Below are 17,022 nucleotides of genomic sequence, written 5' to 3'. Positions count from 1 at the left end.
TACTCATGAAACTTGGTACCACTTTGGCCGCCGCGGCGACCCTCACCCTGCTCGCCAGCAGTATCGCCTTCGCCGCCGACGGCAAGACTTACAAGATCGGCGCCGCCGTCTACGGCCTCAAGGGCCAGTTCATGCAGAACTGGGTCCGCGAGCTCAAGGAACACCCGGCGGTCAAGGACGGCACCGTGCAATTGACCGTGTTCGACGGCAACTACGACGCCCTGACCCAGAACAACCAGATTGAAAACATGGTGACCCAGCACTACGACGCCATCCTCTTCGTGCCCATCGACACCAAGGCCGGCGTGGGCACCGTCAAGCAAGCCATGAGCAACGACGTGGTGGTCATCGCCTCCAATACGAAAGTAGCCGATGCCGCCGTGCCTTACGTGGGCAACGACGACGTGGAGGGCGGCCGCCTGCAGGCCCAGGCCATGGTCGACAAGCTCAATGGCAAGGGCAATGTGGTGATCATCCAGGGCCCGATTGGCCAATCGGCGCAGATCGACCGGGAAAAAGGCGAGCTGGAAGTACTGGGCAAGCACCCGGACATCAAGATCATCGAAAAGAAAACCGCCAACTGGGACCGCGCCCAGGCCCTGACCCTCACCGAAGACTGGCTGAACGCACACCCCAAGGGCATCAACGGGGTGATTGCGCAGAACGATGACATGGCCCTCGGCGCGGTGCAGGCCCTCAAGTCCCACGGGCTGACCTCCAAGGACGTGCCGGTGACCTCCATCGACGGCATGCCGGATGCGATCCAGGCGGCGAAGAAAGACGAGGTCACCACCTTCCTGCAAGACGCCCAGGCCCAGTCCCAGGGCGCACTGGATGTGGCACTGCGGGCGTTGGCGGGCAAGGACTACAAGCCGCAGTCGGTGATCTGGGAGCGGTATGGCAAGGACGTGAAGTGGGGAGACGGCACGGCGAAGAACTACATCCTGCCGTGGGTGCCGGTGACCAATGCGAATGCGGATGCGCTGTACCAGCAGGTCAGCGGCGGTAAATAACGGTTTCGATCTGTAAACGCATTTCCCCTGTGGGAGCGGGCTTGCTCGCGAAAGCGGTGTGTCAGGCAACACATCTGTTAACAGATACACCGCTTTCGCGAGCAAGCCCGCTCCCACATTGGATCGCCACTATTTTCGAGAATGGAGCTACCCATGCCTGGACTCTGGAACCAAGCCTTCGACCTCACCGGCCGTTGCGCGGTGATTACCGGCGGCGCCGCCGGAATCGGCCTGGCCTGCGCCAGCCTGCTGGCTGAGCGCGGCGCACGCGTAGCCCTGCTCGACCGCGACCCCGCCGTGGTCGAAGTGGCCGCCAGCCTTGGTGCCGGGCACCTGGGCATTGCCGTCGACCTCGGCCAGATCGGCCAGATACAGCACACGGTCGACCGCGTATTCGAACACTTCCAGCGCCTGGACTACCTGATCAACAGCGCGGGCGTGGTGCTGCTGGACAAAGCCATCGATGTCGGCGAAAGCGCCTGGGACACCACCCTGGACATCAACCTCAAGGCCAGCTTCTTCGTCGCCCAGGCGTGCGCCCGGCACATGCTCGCCAACGGTGGCGGGCGCATCGTCAACCTCGCCTCCCAGGCCGCCGTGATCGGCCTGGACCGTCACGTCGCCTATTGCGCCAGCAAGGCCGCCATCGTCGGCATGACCAAGGTCCTGGCCATGGAGTGGGCGCCACAGATCAACGTCAACGCCATCTCCCCCACTATCGTCGAGACCGCCCTGGGCAAGAAAGCCTGGGCCGGTGAAGTGGGTGAAAAGGCCAAGTTGCAGATCCCCGCCGGCCGCTTTGCCCAGCCGGAAGAAATCGCCGGGCTGGCGTTGTACCTGCTCAGCGACGCCGCGCAAATGATCACCGGCGCCAACATGGTGATCGACGGCGGCTACAGCATTCAGTAATTCATTTTTTTGTCGTGAGGTTTTGTCATGTCCACCGTCACCGAACGCACACCTGAACACCTGTCCCCGGTCATCCCGAAAACCATGCAGGCCGTGGTCTGCCATGGCCCGGAAGACTACCGCCTGGAAACCGTCGACGTGCCCACGCCCGGCCCGGACGAGATCCTCACCAAGGTCGAGCTGTGCGGTATCTGCATGGGCGACATCAAGACCTATCGCGGCGCGCCGTCGTTCTGGGGCGATGCCGAGCAACCGCGCTACGTGAAGCCGCCGATGATCCCCGGGCATGAATTCGTCTGCCGCGTTGTTGCCTTGGGCCCAGGCGCGGAAAAGCGCGGCGTGGCGGTGGGCGACCGAGTGATCTCGGAGCAGATCGTGCCGTGCTGGGGCTGCCGCTTCTGCAATCACGGCCAGTACTGGATGTGCCAGAAACACGACCTTTATGGCTTCCAGAACAATGTGCAGGGTGCCATGGCCCAGTACATGATCTTCACCAAGGAAGGCATCGTCCACAAAGTGCCGGAGTCCATCGCCCCGGACGAAGCGATCCTGATCGAGCCCCTGGCCTGCTCGCTGCACGCGGCAGAGCGCGCCAATGTCGACCATGACGACGTCGTGGTGGTCGCCGGTGCCGGCACCCTGGGCCTGGGCATCATCGGCGCGGTGCGCCTGCGCAATCCGAAAAAGCTCATCGTGCTGGACATGAAACCCGAACGCGCCGCCCTCGCCCTGCGCCTGGGTGCCGACGAAGTGTGGAACCCGGCCGAGGTGGATGTGCTGGCCAAGATCCGCGAGCTCACCGACGGTTACGGCTGCGACATCTACATCGAGGCCACCGGGCACCACAAGGCGGTGAACCAGGGCCTGGCGATGCTGCGCAAGCTGGGGCGTTTCGTCGAATTCAGCGTCTTCAATGACGAGGCCACGGTAGATTGGTCGATCATCGGCGACCGCAAGGAACTGGACATACTCGGCTCGCACCTGGGGCCATACATGTACCCGCGTGCCATCGACTTTATCGGCAACCGCAAGATCGACATGCGCGACGTGGTGACGCATACATTTGCACTGGCGGACTTCAAGGAAGCGTTTGCGGTGATGGAGCGTGGGGACAAGTCGCTCAAGGTCGTGCTGCAACCCTGACTCCTACAACGCACATAATCCTGTGGGAGCTGGCTTGCCTGCGATAGCGGAGTGTCAGTTTGCAAACCTGTATTTGAGACACCGCCATCGCAGGCAAGCCAGCTCCCACAGTTGATTGTTGTTGCCCTTTAAAAACAAGAACAGGAACCCGCGTTATGAATCGAGTCATCAACGATCCGGACCAAGTGGTCGAGGACATGCTGCGCGGCATCCTGGTCGCGCACCCCGAGCTGCGCCAATACGAGGCCAACCCTCGGGTGATCACCAAGGCCAGGCCATCGGCCGCTGGCCGCGTCGGCATCGTCACCGGTGGCGGTTCGGGCCATGAGCCGGCGTTCCTTGGCTACGTCGGCCCGGGCCTGGTGGACGCCGTGGCGGTCGGCGAGATTTTCTCCTCGCCCACCGCCAAGAGCTTTTTCGATGCCTTCCGCGCCGCCGACCATGGCGCGGGCGTGGCCTGCCTGTACGGCAACTATGCCGGCGACAACATGAACGTGAAGCTGGCGATGAAAATGGCCGCCAGCAAAGACATGCGCATCCGCACCGTGGTCGCCAACGACGACGTGGCCTCCGCGCCCAAGGCCGACATTGCCAAGCGCCGTGGCGTGGCCGGGGAGATCTTCATGTGGAAGATCGGCGGGGCGGCGGCCGCCCAGCACTACGACCTCGACGGCGTGATTCGCGTGGCACAGAAAACCGTCGACAACTGCCGCTCCATCGGCATCGGCCTCACGCCCTGCACCATTGCCGCGGTGGGCAAGCCGAACTTCCAGATCCCGGATGGCCAGATGGAACTGGGTATCGGCCACCATGGCGAACCGGGCATTGAAGTGATCCCCATCGAATCCGCCGCCGCCATGGCCGAACGCATGCTCGCGCCGATCCTCGCCGACCGCGACTTCAGTAGCGACGACAGCGTGGTGGTGCTGGTCTCGGGCCTGGGCGCGACGCCGGTCATGGAGCTGTACATTTTCTACGCCGAAGTGGAACGTCAGTTGAAGGCCAAGGGCTTGAAGATCCACCGTTGCTACGTCGGCAACTACTTCACCTCCCTGGAAATGATGGGCGTGACCCTGACCCTGCTCGGCCTCGATGCCGAGCTGACAACCCTGATCGATCAACCCTGCCGCTCCATCGGCATGACCCAGGCGGAGTGAACCATGAGCCAGCATTTTTCCACCCGTGACGGCAGCGCCATTGTCGCCGACCTGGTCAGCGTGATCGTGGCCAACCGTGAATACCTCAGCGAAGTCGACGGCGCGATTGGCGACGGCGACCACGGCATCAACATGGCCAAGGGCTTCGCCCATTGCGGCCGCACCATCGAAGGTCGCCAACTGACACTCGCCGAAGCCCTCGACGAACTGACCCTGAGCCTGATGGAAGGTATCGGCGGTTCCATGGGCCCGCTGTATGGCAGCCTGTTCATCGGCATGGCCGACGAGGTACGCGCCAGTGATGAGATCGACGCGGCGACCTTTGCGCACTTGCTGCGCGGCGGCCTGACCTCGCTGCAGGACATCACCGACGCGGGTGTGGGCGACAAGTGCCTGATGGACACGCTGATTCCAGCCGTGGAAGCCTTCGAACGCGCCTACGCCAGCGGGGCCTCGTTCAACGACGCACTGGAGGCGATGAAAACCGCCGCCTCCCAGGGGCGTGACTCCACCAAGGACCTGGTGGCAAAAATCGGCCGCGCCAGTCGCCTGGGCGAGCGCTCACTGGGGGTACTGGATGCAGGGGCGGTGTCCTGCTGCCTGATCCTTACTCGACTGGCGGACTCGGTGCAGCCCCGGCTGAGTGCTTGACCTGCTGGATATACCGCGCCACCGCCGGCGCTTTCTCGAAGCGCCGGTGAATCAGCGACAGCCACGACGACGCGTCATTGCCCTGGATGCTGCGGTACACCACGCCCGGCAGGCTCACATGCCCCACCATCGACGCGGGCACCACCGCCACGCCCTGCCCCAGCGAAACCAGCGCCACCACGGCGACCAACCCGCCCGGCTGCGGCCCCAAACGCGGTGCAAAACCGCCCTGGGCGGCCACGTGCAAGGTGCCGCTGATCTGTTCCGGCAAGATGAAGGTTTCGTTTTGCAGGTGTTCGCAGGCGATGGCTTTCAACCCCAGCAGCCAGGAGCCCTGGGGCAAGGCGAGCACGAAGCCTTCGCTGTCCAGACGCACGGCCTCGACGCCCTCGGGCAGGGTCATGGGTGAACGGATGTAGCCAATGTCACAGCGCCCGTCCGCCACGGCGCCGGGCAACGTCGCCATCGCGCATTCACGCACGTTCACACTCACATCGGGAAACGCCTGGCTGAACGCTTGCATCTGCTTTTGCAGCAGCCCGGAATACACCGCCGAGGCCACGTAGCCCAATTCGATATGGCCGATTTCGCCGCGTCCGGCGCGCTGGGCATTGCGTTGGGCGAATTCGAACTGGCGCACGGTGGCTTGCGCCTCGATCAATAACGCCGCGCCGGCCTCGGTGAGGCTGACTTCGCGTTGCTGGCGAATGAACAAGCGTGTGCCCAGGCTTTCTTCCATGTCCTGGATCTGCCGGCTCAAGGTCGGCGGCGCGATGCCCAGTTGCTCGGCGGCCCGGGTGAAATTGCGTTGCCGGGCGACAGCCAGGAAGTAGCGGAAATGGCGGATTTCCATCGCAGGATTAGCTCAAAGGTAATGAAGTGCTCCACGCCAGCTAACAAAGGTCTACGCAGCCGGGGATAAGCTCGTGCTACCTGAACATTAGAGAGCCCTTGCGATGATCGTCAACCGTCATTTCCATATTACCTGCAAGGTAATTTCATCATGAACAGGGTCAGCCCGCGTTTGACCCTGCTCACGGCCTCCGGCGTCTGTTCGCTGATCGTGCTCGACACCAATATTGTCGCGGTGACCCTGCCGAGTATCGCCCGCGATTTGGGCGCCAATTTCGCCGATATCGAATGGGTAGTCAGTGCCTACATGCTGGCCTTCGCGGCCTTGCTGCTGCCGGCTGGCAGCCTGGCCGATCGCTTTGGTCGCAAGCGTTCGCTGGTGTGGGGCCTGGGTATTTTCATCCTGGCCTCACTGGGCTGCGGGGCGGCGCCGAACGCGCTGTTCCTCGACATCACCCGCGCCGTCAAAGGTGTGGGCGCAGCGCTGTTGCTGACCTCCGCGCTGGCCTCCATCGGCCACACCTTTCACGATGAGGTGGAGCGGGCCAAGGCCTGGGCGTTTTGGGGCGCCTGCATGGGCGTGGCGATGACCGCCGCGCCGACCCTGGGTGGCGTGATCACGCAGTACCTGGGCTGGCGCTGGATCTTCTACCTCAACCTGCCGGTAGGCCTGGGGTTGATGCTGCTGGTGCTGCGCGCCATTCCCGAATCGCGGGATACCCAGGCGGCGCGACTGGACCCATGGGGCAGCCTGGCATTCAGCGCGAGCCTGTTGTGCCTGATCTGGGGCTTGATCGAGGCTAACCGTATTGGCTGGGACAACCCGTTGACCTATGCGCGGCTCATCGGTGGCGCGCTGCTGCTGGGGGTGTTTGTGCGGGTCGAACGCATGCAGCGGCGCCCCATGGTCGACTTGCAGCTGTTTCGTCACCCACGTTTCATCGGCGCGCTGCTCGGCATGTTTGCTTACGCCGGGTGCGCCCAGGTGATGATGACGCTGCTGCCGTTCTACCTGCAGAACGGCCTGGGCTTTTCCGCGATTGCCTCGGGCCTGGGCATGCTGCCCTTTGCCCTGACCATGCTGATTTGCCCCCGCATCGGCGCGCGCCTGGCCGGGCGTTTTGCGCCGGCGACGATGATGGCGACCGGCTTGACCCTGGTGGGCGGCGGCAATCTGCTGAGCGCCTGGGCGGTCAATGTGGGCGGCTACCTGCCCTTTGCCCTGGCGATTGCCGTGACGGGGGCCGGTGCGGGCCTGCTCAATGGCGACACCCAGAAGAACATCATGGCCTGCGTACCCCGCGACCGTGCCGGCATGGCGTCGGGCATGAGTACGACCATGCGCTTCAGCGCGATCATGCTGGCGATTGGTGTGTATGGCGCGTTGTTGAGCAGCCACAGCGAGCAATTGCTGGGGGCGAGCGTGGAGGCTCAGTGGCAGGCGCAGGTGGCCGGTATTGCGTCGCGGGTGGTGGCAGGCGATATGCCGGCAGCCATGGCGCTGTTGCCGGAGTCGGCTCGGGCGGTGGTGCAACCGCTGGCGCGGCAGGCGTTTGTGGGAGGCTTCAGCGGGGTGTTGTGGCTGGCGGGCGTGTTGGGGTTGTTGGGGGCGCTGGTGGTGGGGACATTGATGCGAAATCCGATTCCTCCCGCTCTCGTGCTGACCACACAAGAACTGTAGGAGCCCGGCTTGCCGACGATGGCGGTCTCAGGGACGCCATCGCCGGTAAGCCGGACTCCTACAGGGGAGCATTTACATGCTGGACCGGGTTACCAGAAGCGCTGCTGGGTCAAGCGGCTCCACCAGGTCAGCAACACGCGGTCCACCGAACCGCTGGCAGCCAGACCTACGCGCTCCTGCAGGCTTTTGCGCTCGGCATAGTGCAGGTGGAACACGTCAGCGGTCTTGGCCTTGGTGGCCAGGTATTCGTCGCTGGTCTGCAGCTCATCGATCAATTGTTTATCGAGGGCTGCAACACCCAGCCACACTTCGCCGGTCGCCACCTCATCGATCGCCAGTTGCGGGCGATAGCGCGACACGAAGTTCTTGAACAGTTGGTGGGTGATGTCCAGATCTTCCTGGAACTTCTCCCGGCCCTTCTCGGTGTTTTCGCCAAACACCGTGAGGGTGCGCTTGTACTCGCCGGCCGTCAGTACTTCGAAGTCGATGTCGTGTTTTTTCAGCAGGCGGTTGACGTTGGGCAACTGCGCGACCACGCCAATGGAACCCAGGATGGCGAAGGGGGCACTGATGATCTTCTCGCCGATGCAGGCCATCATGTAGCCGCCGCTGGCAGCGACCTTGTCGATGCACACGGTCAATGGCACGCCCGCCTGGCGAATGCGCGCCAGCTGCGAAGAGGCCAGGCCATAGCTGTGCACCATGCCGCCGCCGCTTTCCAGGCGCAGTACCACTTCGTCCTTTGGCGTGGCCAGGCTCAGCAAGGCGGTGATTTCATGGCGCAGGCTCTCGGTGGCCGAGGCCTTGATATCGCCGTCGAAATCCAGCACAAACACCCGTGGCTTGGCCTCGGGTTTCTTTTTGCTGCTCTTCTTTTCGGTCTTGCTTTCGGCTTTGCGCAGCGCCTTCAGTTGGTCCTTGTCGAGCAAGGTCGATTCCAGGCGCTCGCGAAGGCCCTTGTAGAAATCATTGAGTTTGCTGACCTGCAACTGGCCAGCCGATTTGCGACGGCCTTTGCTGCGCAGGGCCGCGAAGCTGATCAATACCACCAGAATGGCGACCACCAGGGTGACGGTCTTCGCCAGGAAACTCGCGTATTCAGCCAGAAAATCCATATGACTCCTTAAAAAATGCACTGCGCCAGGCGCGGATGGCCCCAGCATACCGACGGCATTGCCTTCGGGCCAGTGCTCAAACCGCCAGCAACGGGCCTCTAACGAGCTTTTAAAACAAGCGTATGTTTTTTCATTGACAGCTCTTCGGCATCCTCATAACCTCGCCAGACTTTCAACGTACCGGGAAAACGGACGTGGGCAGCATCTACCTGATTCGACATGGCCAGGCCTCCTTCGGTGCAGACGACTATGACGTCCTGTCGCCCGCCGGCGTGGAACAAGCGCAAGTGCTCGGTCGCCACCTGGCGGAACTGGGCCTCACGTTCGACCGCTGTGTCGCCGGTGACCTGCGTCGCCAGCAGCACACCGCCACCGCCGCCTTCGATCAATATGCAGCCCTCGGCCTGCCGGTGCCCGCGCTTGAAGTCGACAGCGCCTTCAACGAATTCGATGCCGATGCGATCATCCGCGCCCTGCTGCCCGACCTGCTGACAACCGAGCCCGAGGCGCTGGATATCCTGCGCAATGCCGCGCAGAACCGCAGCGAATTCCAACGTATCTTTGCCTTGATCATCGAGCGCTGGCTGGCCGGCACCTACGACCCGCCCGGGCTGGAGAGTTGGCTGGGCTTCGTGGAACGCGTACAAGGCGGCCTGCAGCGCATCCTCGAAGCAGCCGACAATACGCAGAAGATCGCCGTGTTTACTTCCGGCGGCACCATCACCGCCCTGCTCCACCTGATTACCCGAATGCCGGCTGCCCAGGCGTTCGAGCTGAACTGGCAAATTGTTAACACCTCGCTCAACCAGCTGAAATTCCGCGGTCGCGAGGTGGCACTGGCTTCCTTCAACAGTCACACCCACTTGCAACTGTTGAAGGCGCCGCACCTCATCACCTTCCGATGAATGGCGGCCAACCGTGACCCCAAGGTCACTGGACTCACCCTAAAGGATCGAAACCATGACTGACGTAGCCAAAGCTGTAGAAGCAATGAAAGCCAAATTCAACCCAGCCGCTGCCGACGGCCTGGACCTGGTGTTCGGTTTCCGTATCGACGACACCCAGAACTTCTCGCTGGTGGTGAAAAACAACACCTGCGAACTGCTGGAAGGCGAAAACCCTGACGCTCAAGTGACCCTGGTCACCGACGGCGAAACCATGGAAGGCATCGTCAGCGGCGACACCGACGGCATGCAGGCCTTCATGAGCGGCAAACTGCGCACTGAAGGCGACATGATGCTGGCCATGAAGCTGAGCGAACTGTTCCCGGCTTGATTCACGGACAGTCCCCGATCCCGCCCTTCGAGGCGGGATTTTTTTTGCCCCAAATCCTGGCCTGTCGTGAGCGGGCTTGCCCCGCGCCGCGCCATTCGACACATCGCAACCCTGCCTGACGCCCCTCAGCGCGAGATGGATCATTTCTGGCTCATCAGGATCTGTCAGCGGCCTGCTGCAGCCTCGACAACTCTAAACTGCTCAAGCTCCCTGGAATGGCCCTCGGTACCCCGCCGGTTGATGAGGTACCCCTCACCCGGCCGCTCGTGGAACTCCCCGGACTCCACATCCCGGCCAATGACGATCAAATACTTGTTGGGCCCCACGCGCACGTAGACGTTATAGAAATCGGCTATTTGCCCTTCGTTGATGAAAAGACTGTACGCGTAACGCGATCGGCGCGTCAGCTCGGGCCACTGCGCCCTCAAGATATCGACATCACCGGCTTCACCGACGATATCTATCGCGCGGACGACTTCATCGACCAATGGATCATTTTCATCAGCGCCAAGCGCCCGCGGCTTGAGCCGGGTCATTTTGCGAAGCGAGTCAGGGTCCGCATTTCTGACCTCATCGTCAATCGACAGAGTCACGGGTTCGAGGCGATACGTACCATTTTTGACCCATTTGGACGCATCGGCGGTCTCCGATGGGCATTGCACACAGGCCGCCCTCATTGAGGCTGCACTGGCGCTGCTGGCATACAGGCTCAAGGTAAAAACACCGGCGCCCATCAGCAGGGCTACCAGCAGGTTCGCTGGGCGTGAAGCCGTGGCGCTATTCGCCATGATCTACATCCTTGTAAGGGTCGGGCCGGCGAATCTACCCGATTCACGCCGTTGGCGGAACACTCAGTAACAGCGCCACCAACGCGCTCCACCCCGTCTGGTGCGACGCCCCCAACCCACGCCCGGTTTCCCCGTGGAAATACTCATGAAACAACACCAGGTCGCGGCTTAGCGGGTCGGCCTCCAACTGCGCATAACCCGCCATCGACGGCCGCAGGCCATTTTCATCGCGCAAAAACAAACGCGTCAGGCGCTGGCTGAGACTGTCAGCCACTTCTTCAAGCGACGACAGATAACCACTGCCCGTCGGGTACTCCACCGAGAAGTTATCCGCGTAGTAGCGATGAAACTCGCGCAGCGACTCAATCAGCATGTAATTCACCGGCATCCACAACGGCCCCCGCCAGTTGGAGTTGCCGCCGTACAAACGCGAGTCGGACTCCCCCGGCTGGTAGCGCGCGCACAGCGTGTCGCCGTTCATCTTCAGCGCCAGGGGTTGTTCGGCGAAGGCCTTGGACAAGGAACGCACGCCAAAGGCCGAGAGGAACTCGTTGTCATCGAGCATGCGCCGCAGCAGATCCTTGGTGCGTTCACCACGCAGCAGCGCCAGCAACAGGCGGTTGCCCTGCCCCGGTTCGTTCCAGCGCGAGACTAACTTGGCCAGGTCCGGCCGATGTTTCATGAAGCCCAGCAGGCGCTCGCGCAGGCCCTCCAGCCCTTCATGTTCACGCTGCTCCAGCACCAGCACGGCAAACAGCGGCATCAGGCCGACAATGGAGCGCAGGCGCACCGGTTCGTTCTGGCCGTCGGGCCGGTGCAGCACGTCGTAGAAAAACTGGTCCTGCTCATCCCACAGGCCTTCGGCGCTGTCATCGACACGGTTGATCGCACCAGCGATGTACAGGAAGTGCTCGAAGAATTTCACCGAAATATCCACGTACACGACATTGCGCTTGGCCAGCTCCAGGCCGATGCGCATCAGGTCCAGCGCATACGCAGCGACCCACGCAGTGCCGTCGGCCTGGTCCAGTTGATAGCCCGGGGGCAACGTGGCCGAACGGTCGAACAAGGCGATGTTGTCCAGGCCCAGGAACCCGCCCTGGAACAGGTTGCGGCCCTCGGCGTCCTTGCGGTTGACCCACCAGGAAAAATTCAGCAGCAGCTTGTGGAAGATCCGCTCCAGGAAGTCCATGTCGCCTACGCCCGTCAGCGCCTTGTCCTGCTGATACACGCGCCAACTGGCCCAGGCGTGTACCGGCGGGTTGGCGTCGTCGAACCGCCACTCATACGCCGGCAACTGGCCATTGGGGTGCATGAAGCGGTCCTTCACCAGCAGCAACAACTGTTGCTTGGCATACCCCGGGTCGATCAGGGCAATGGCCACGGCCTGGAAACCTTGGTCCCAGGAGGCGTACCACGGGTATTCCCAGGTGTCGGGCATCGACAGGATGTCGAAATTCGACAGGTGCCGCCAATGGGTATTGCGGATATGCAGGCGCTCAGTCGGCGGCGCCGGCTGGGCCGGGTCGCCGTCGAGCCATTGGTTGACGTCGAAATAGTAGAGCTGCTTGGACCACAGCAAACCGGCCAGGGCCTGACGCTGTACGTTGCGCGCATCCTCATCGGCAATGTTGTGTTGCAAGGCCGCGTAGAAGTCATCGGCCTCCTCGCGGCGTTGTTCAAACAGTTTGCGCGCATTGACCTCGGGCGCATCGGTGGGTGCGAAACGCAGGTAGAGGGTTTGGCTCTGCTGGCCTTCCAGCTCAAGAATGAACCGCGCCGCCACCTTGGTGCCGGCATCGCGACGAATCGCCGATTGAACACCGTCGACCACGTAATCGTTGATACCGTCCTTGAACGGCCCCGGCGCCGGTTGGGCGTCGAGCTTCGGGTAGTTGGTTTCGTTTTCACAGAACAGCCATTCCACGCCGTCCTGGCCCCAGGCGCTGAGGTGGCGGTCGGGCAGTTCAGTGTGACGGGCCAGCACATGAGAACCCGCCAGGGTCAACTGTGGCTTGGGCGCATCAACCGTCCAGCTCCAGTCATTGCGCGCCCACAGCTGGGGCAGTACCTGCAGGCGAGTCGGCTGGTCCGCGCGATTGTGCACGGTGATGCGCATGAAGATATCGTCGGGCGTGTGCTTGGCATATTCGACGCTCACATCGCAGTAGCGGTTGTCTTCGAACACCCCGGTGTCGAGCACCTCGTACTCGGCATCGACCAAGCCACGCCGGGCGTTTTCGGTGATCAGGTCAGCGTAGGGAAAGGCTGCATGGGGGTACTTGTAGAGCATGCGCTGGTAGGCATGGCTCGGTACGCCGTCGACGAAAAAGTACAGTTCCTTGACGTCTTCACCGTGGTTGCCCTCGGCGTTGTTCAAGCCGAACAGGCGCTCCTTGAGAATGCTGTCGCGCTCGTTCCACAGGGCCAGGCCCAGGCACCAGCGTTGTGCCTTGTCGCTGAAACCGGCCAGGCCGTCCTCGCCCCAGCGGTAGGCGCGGCTGCGGGCATGTTCGTGTGGGAAATACACCCAGGCATCACCGTCGGCGCTGTAGTCCTCGCGCACGGTGCCCCATTGGCGTTCACTCAAGTAAGGGCCCCACTCGCGCCAGCGTTCGGCGTCGGGGTTGGCCAGGCGTTGGCCTTCAATCGTTGCAAGGATGTCTGTTACGGGCGTGGCCGTCATCGGGTCCTCCATCACTGGCGCGGTGACGGGCAGTGTAGAACCCATTCGCGCCCCGATGCACATGAAGACTCAACCCTGGCCCAGAAAAGACTGAGGCCGCTGATTAGGCGGCCTGCAGTTTTTTAGCGCTGCGCAATCGCGCAGTTTCCTCGCGTGTTCTTAGAAGATCGCGTAGGTGTAGTTGAAGATCAGGCGAGTCTGGTCCTGATCGGCCGTGCCGGTGTTGTGACCGTGGTAAGTACCGGTACGGAAGGTGGTGCCGAAGCCTTTCAGCGGGCCTTCCTGCACAACGTAGTCCAGACGGAAGTCGGTTTCGTTTTCTTTCTGGTCAGCACCGCCAGCTACCTTGGACTTGATATCAGTACCGTCCAAGTAAGCGATGGAGGCTTTCAGGCCAGGCACGTAGGCTTTGAAGTCATACGAGTACTGACCGAAATTGACCTGCTCGCCCGCACGGGAGAACTGGCCGACCACGGCGTCGGTGAACAGGTAGAAGTCGCTGCCGCCTGCGCCTTGGGCGTTCGGGTCAGCAATGCTGCCCTGGTTGACCCAGACGAAACCGCCGTCATCACTCACGCCAATATGGCCGAGCATCAGGCTGCTGCCGCCCAACTGGTAGGTGAACGCGGCGCTGTAGGTTTTGTTGTCCACTTCGCCGGCGTGCTTGGCATAGCCGCCGTTGTTGTTGAACGCGTAGCCGGCCGAGCCGTTCTTGCCGTCGCTGGTGCTGTCGAAGTAGCGCAGGTCGGTCTTGAACGACTGGTCGTTGCCCAGGGGCAGCACGTGTACCAGGCCGAAATAGTTCTGTTTGTAGAAGTCTTCCAGGTCGGCGTAGTAGTACTGCAACGTCAGGTTTTTAGCGATGGCGTTGTCGGAAGAACCGAATGGTTTGTAGTCCAGGCCGCCAAACTTGAAGCTGTTGCTGTCACGGGTCGCGCCGACAACGCTCAGGCCAGTGGAGTTGCTAGAAGCACGCCCTTGGGCATGGTTCAGCTCACCACCGGTGAAGGTCACGTTGGGGATGTCGCTGGAAGTCAGGATGCCGCCGTCAAAGGTCTGCGGCGCCACACGGCTGTCGTTGGACACCAGGATCGGCAACACCGGGGCCAGACCGCCACCCACGTGCAATTCGGTCTGGGAGATGCGGAACTTCACGTTACCCGCAGCGCGACCGAAACTGTCGGCCGGCTCAGTGCCGTTGTTCTTGGTTGGGAAGAAGCTGTTGCCGTTACCGGCCAGGCCTGGGCCTGCGGTGTGGCCATCGCCGCCGTCCAGACGCAAGGCACCGAAGGCCATCACATCAAAACCGACCCCGAGGGTGCCCTGGGTGTAGCCGGATTTGTAGTCGAAGCGCAGCAAGGTGGCCGCTTCACGCAGATCATTCGCCGTCCCCGAGCGGTTGTCTGCGCTGTAGTACATGGTTCGCGAGCTGATAGCCGCGTGGCTGTCTTCCAGAAAGCCGCTGTGACCGTTCCCCGTGCCCAGCGAACCGAGCCCGAAATCATCGGCGCTGGCTTGGTGTGCAAGCAAGGCGGCGGTGATGGATAACGCCAGTGTAGAAATTTTCATTAACGACAGCCCCTAAACATATTTTTATGTGCGGTGTGTGCAGAACAGCTTTCATCCCTACAAACGTGACGATTGTTTCATGAGGACCGGGGCGCTCCTCGTGAAGAATTAGTTAGGAAAGTCCGCGAAAAATGAAATTTTCAAGCTGCCGTTTTTTGTCATATTTGCGTCATTTCATTCATTTTCAGCATGAAGTCCTGAGGATTCTTCGTTTGCACGGCCAGGCCCAGCCCAACAAAATCCAGACATAGGCCATGCCCCACTCCACCGTGTTCAGGAATTTTTCTATGCCGACCACCGCACATGTCAGCCCCGACGACATCCGCAAGGGCTTCTCCAAGGCCATGTCCGACATGTACCGAGATGAAGTTCCACTTTACGGCGCCCTGATGGAGCTGGTGGCCGAGACCAATACCCGCGTTCTCGACCGCGATCCGGGCCTGGCGCAACAGCTGCACCGCACCGGCGAAATCCAGCGCCTGGACATGGAACGCCACGGTGCTATCCGCCTGGGCACCGCCTATGAATTGGCCACCATCGGCCGCCTGTTTGCCGTGATGGGCATGCAGCCGGTGGGCTACTACGACCTGACGCCGGCCGGTGTGCCCGTGCATTCCACGGCCTTTCGCGCCGTGCATGAGCATGCGCTACAGACCAGTCCGTTCCGCGTGTTCACCTCGTTGCTGCGTCTGGAGCTGATCGAAAACCTCGAACTGCGCAGCTTCGCCGAAATCGCCCTGGCCAAGCGCTCGATCTTCACCCCTGGCGCCCTGGCCCTGATCGAGAAAGCCGAAACGCACGGCGGGCTCAATGCCGAAGACGCCGATGAGTTTATCCGCCAGGCCCTGGAAACCTTCCGCTGGCACCACACCGCGACCGTCACCGGCGCGCAATACCAGCAACTGAGCGACCAGCACCGCCTGATCGCCGATGTCGTGGCCTTTAAAGGCCCGCACATCAACCACCTCACCCCGCGCACCCTGGACATCGACCAGGTGCAGGCCGCCATGCCGGGCAAAGGCATCACCCCCAAGGCGGTGATCGAAGGCCCGCCGCGCCGTGAGTGCCCGATCCTGCTGCGCCAGACCAGCTTCAAGGCCCTGGATGAACCCATCGCCTTCACCGACGCCCAAGGCAGCCACAGCGCGCGTTTCGGTGAAATAGAACAACGCGGTGTCGCGCTGACCCCCAAGGGCCGGGCGCTGTATGACCAGTTGCTGAATGCGGCGCGTGATGAGCTGGGCGCCTTTCCGAACGAAGGCAATGCGGCGCGCTATATGCAATTGATGGAGCAACACTTCCAGGCCTTCCCCGACAACCACGGGCAGATGCGTGAACAGGGCCTGGCGTACTTCCGCTACTTCGCCACCGAACAGGGCGTGGCCGCCCGTGGCAACGCCGACCAGCCGCGCACGCTGGAGGCGCTGATTGCGGCCGGCCACATCGATGTGGAACCGTTGGTGTACGAGGATTTCTTACCGGTGAGCGCGGCGGGGATCTTCCAGTCCAACCTGGGGGATGCGGCGCAGAGTCACTACGCGGCCAATGCCAACCAGGTGGAATTTGAAAAGGCGCTGGGCCGTCAGACGATTGATGAATTGAAGCTGTATGGCGAAACGCAGCAGCGCTCGATCGATGAATGCGCGCGGGCGCTGCTGGCTTGAAGAGAGGTGCCCACCTGGCTCACCAGCGCAATCCTTGCGCCGCAACAGTCCCCAGAGCCAGGTGGGCGGGGCGCATCATAGGCAGTCAAAAGCGCCCTGTCCTTCAGACAATTCTGAACAAATATGTCCGCGCCCTGTAGGCGCGGACATCCCTTCAGCCCAACTGCTCCACGATCTTGTCTTTGATCAACAGCCGTTTTTTCTTCAGTTTCTCCACGTCCTTATCGCTGGCACTGGCCGACTCTGCCTTGAGCACCTCCCCATCGGCTGCGTCGTATTGGGTGAGCAGTGAGTCCAGGCGTTTGTCGCTCGTCCTGCGTTCGTGAACGACTGTCTTGCTCAATCCCAAGTCCTGATACAGGTCGTGTTTCACTGGCATGGAAAACCTCCGCACGTTGATCAATGGCCTACGCTCTTGAAGCTAGCCCATTGCAGTGGGTCTTGTCATGTTCGAGGTCAATTCCCTCCGTTCGTCGCGGCACCGGCAACGCGATCAAACCTTTGCCCCGCCCTGCCCTC

At 62.0% G+C, this 17,022-nt stretch carries 15 protein-coding genes; 9 read left to right on the top strand and 6 right to left on the bottom strand.

Annotated features, from left to right (window positions below; translation table 11 throughout):
* Positions 1-5: 5 nt before the first annotated feature.
* From HX803_RS18365 to dhaL, 5 genes are all read left to right on the top strand, one after another.
* Positions 6-1,013: a substrate-binding domain-containing protein gene (locus tag HX803_RS18365; protein WP_178922330.1), complete on the top strand. Its 1,008-nt coding sequence runs from the start codon at positions 6-8 to the stop codon at positions 1,011-1,013.
* A 153-nt stretch (positions 1,014-1,166) separates the two neighbouring features.
* On the top strand, positions 1,167-1,922 hold the full coding sequence (locus tag HX803_RS18360) for an SDR family oxidoreductase (protein ID WP_178922328.1): 756 nt from the start codon (positions 1,167-1,169) through the stop codon (positions 1,920-1,922).
* A 27-nt stretch (positions 1,923-1,949) separates the two neighbouring features.
* The gene (locus tag HX803_RS18355) at positions 1,950-3,065 is read left to right on the top strand and encodes a zinc-binding dehydrogenase (RefSeq protein WP_178922326.1); all 1,116 of its coding nucleotides are present in this window, start codon (positions 1,950-1,952) and stop codon (positions 3,063-3,065) included.
* Positions 3,066-3,220: 155 nt separating this feature from the next.
* Positions 3,221-4,222 carry a dihydroxyacetone kinase subunit DhaK gene (locus HX803_RS18350; protein WP_178922324.1) on the top strand — a complete coding sequence of 334 codons (1,002 nt, stop codon included), beginning with the start codon at positions 3,221-3,223 and terminating at the stop codon, positions 4,220-4,222.
* Positions 4,223-4,225: 3 nt separating this feature from the next.
* Complete coding sequence (dhaL, locus tag HX803_RS18345) at positions 4,226-4,873, top strand: dihydroxyacetone kinase subunit DhaL (RefSeq protein WP_178922322.1); 648 nt, start codon at positions 4,226-4,228, stop codon at positions 4,871-4,873.
* Here the strand turns inward: dhaL and HX803_RS18340 are convergent.
* Complete coding sequence (locus HX803_RS18340) at positions 4,830-5,726, bottom strand: LysR family transcriptional regulator (RefSeq protein ID WP_178922320.1); 897 nt, start codon at positions 5,724-5,726, stop codon at positions 4,830-4,832. The genes dhaL and HX803_RS18340 overlap by 44 nt on opposite strands.
* Before the next feature lie 150 nt (positions 5,727-5,876).
* On the opposite strand from HX803_RS18340, the gene HX803_RS18335 reads away from it, so the two are divergent.
* Complete coding sequence (locus HX803_RS18335; protein ID WP_178922318.1) at positions 5,877-7,406, top strand: MFS transporter; 1,530 nt, start codon at positions 5,877-5,879, stop codon at positions 7,404-7,406.
* 89 nt (positions 7,407-7,495) lie between these two features.
* Here the strand turns inward: HX803_RS18335 and sohB are convergent, their stop codons facing one another.
* Positions 7,496-8,521 carry a protease SohB gene (gene sohB / locus HX803_RS18330; protein WP_178922316.1) on the bottom strand — a complete coding sequence of 342 codons (1,026 nt, stop codon included), beginning with the start codon at positions 8,519-8,521 and terminating at the stop codon, positions 7,496-7,498.
* A 194-nt stretch (positions 8,522-8,715) separates the two neighbouring features.
* On the opposite strand from sohB, the gene HX803_RS18325 reads away from it, so the two are divergent.
* Positions 8,716-9,426, top strand: coding sequence for a histidine phosphatase family protein (locus HX803_RS18325; protein ID WP_178922314.1), 711 nt, complete (start codon positions 8,716-8,718; stop codon positions 9,424-9,426).
* A 55-nt stretch (positions 9,427-9,481) separates the two neighbouring features.
* Positions 9,482-9,796: an SCP2 sterol-binding domain-containing protein gene (locus HX803_RS18320; protein ID WP_016969749.1), complete on the top strand. Its 315-nt coding sequence runs from the start codon at positions 9,482-9,484 to the stop codon at positions 9,794-9,796.
* 164 nt (positions 9,797-9,960) lie between these two features.
* On the opposite strand, the gene HX803_RS18315 is transcribed toward HX803_RS18320, so the two are convergent.
* The 3 genes from HX803_RS18315 to HX803_RS18305 all read right to left on the bottom strand — a co-directional run bounded on the left by HX803_RS18315 (position 9,961) and on the right by HX803_RS18305 (position 14,839).
* A complete protein-coding gene (locus HX803_RS18315; RefSeq protein ID WP_178922312.1) occupies positions 9,961-10,584 on the bottom strand; it encodes a hypothetical protein in 624 nt (207 codons plus the stop codon).
* Positions 10,585-10,627: 43 nt separating this feature from the next.
* Positions 10,628-13,270, bottom strand: coding sequence for a glucosidase (locus HX803_RS18310; protein WP_178922310.1), 2,643 nt, complete (start codon positions 13,268-13,270; stop codon positions 10,628-10,630).
* Between the two features lie 159 nt (positions 13,271-13,429).
* Positions 13,430-14,839: an OprD family outer membrane porin gene (locus HX803_RS18305; protein WP_178922308.1), complete on the bottom strand. Its 1,410-nt coding sequence runs from the start codon at positions 14,837-14,839 to the stop codon at positions 13,430-13,432.
* Between the two features lie 287 nt (positions 14,840-15,126).
* On the opposite strand from HX803_RS18305, the gene HX803_RS18300 reads away from it, so the two are divergent.
* Positions 15,127-16,503, top strand: coding sequence for a VOC family protein (locus HX803_RS18300; RefSeq protein WP_178922306.1), 1,377 nt, complete (start codon positions 15,127-15,129; stop codon positions 16,501-16,503).
* A gap of 154 nt (positions 16,504-16,657) precedes the next feature.
* Here the strand turns inward: HX803_RS18300 and HX803_RS18295 are convergent, their stop codons facing one another.
* Positions 16,658-16,882 (bottom strand): DUF465 domain-containing protein, encoded by a 225-nt coding sequence (locus HX803_RS18295; RefSeq protein WP_178922304.1) that lies wholly within the window; start codon positions 16,880-16,882, stop codon positions 16,658-16,660.
* Between the last annotated feature and the right edge of the window lie 140 nt (positions 16,883-17,022).

The sequence above is a fragment of the Pseudomonas sp. P7548 genome, from assembly GCF_013386585.1.
GTDB lineage: Bacteria > Pseudomonadota > Gammaproteobacteria > Pseudomonadales > Pseudomonadaceae > Aquipseudomonas.
The sequence above is the reverse complement of the archived record's forward strand: the minus strand, read 5'-3'. Positions and strand labels throughout refer to the sequence as shown.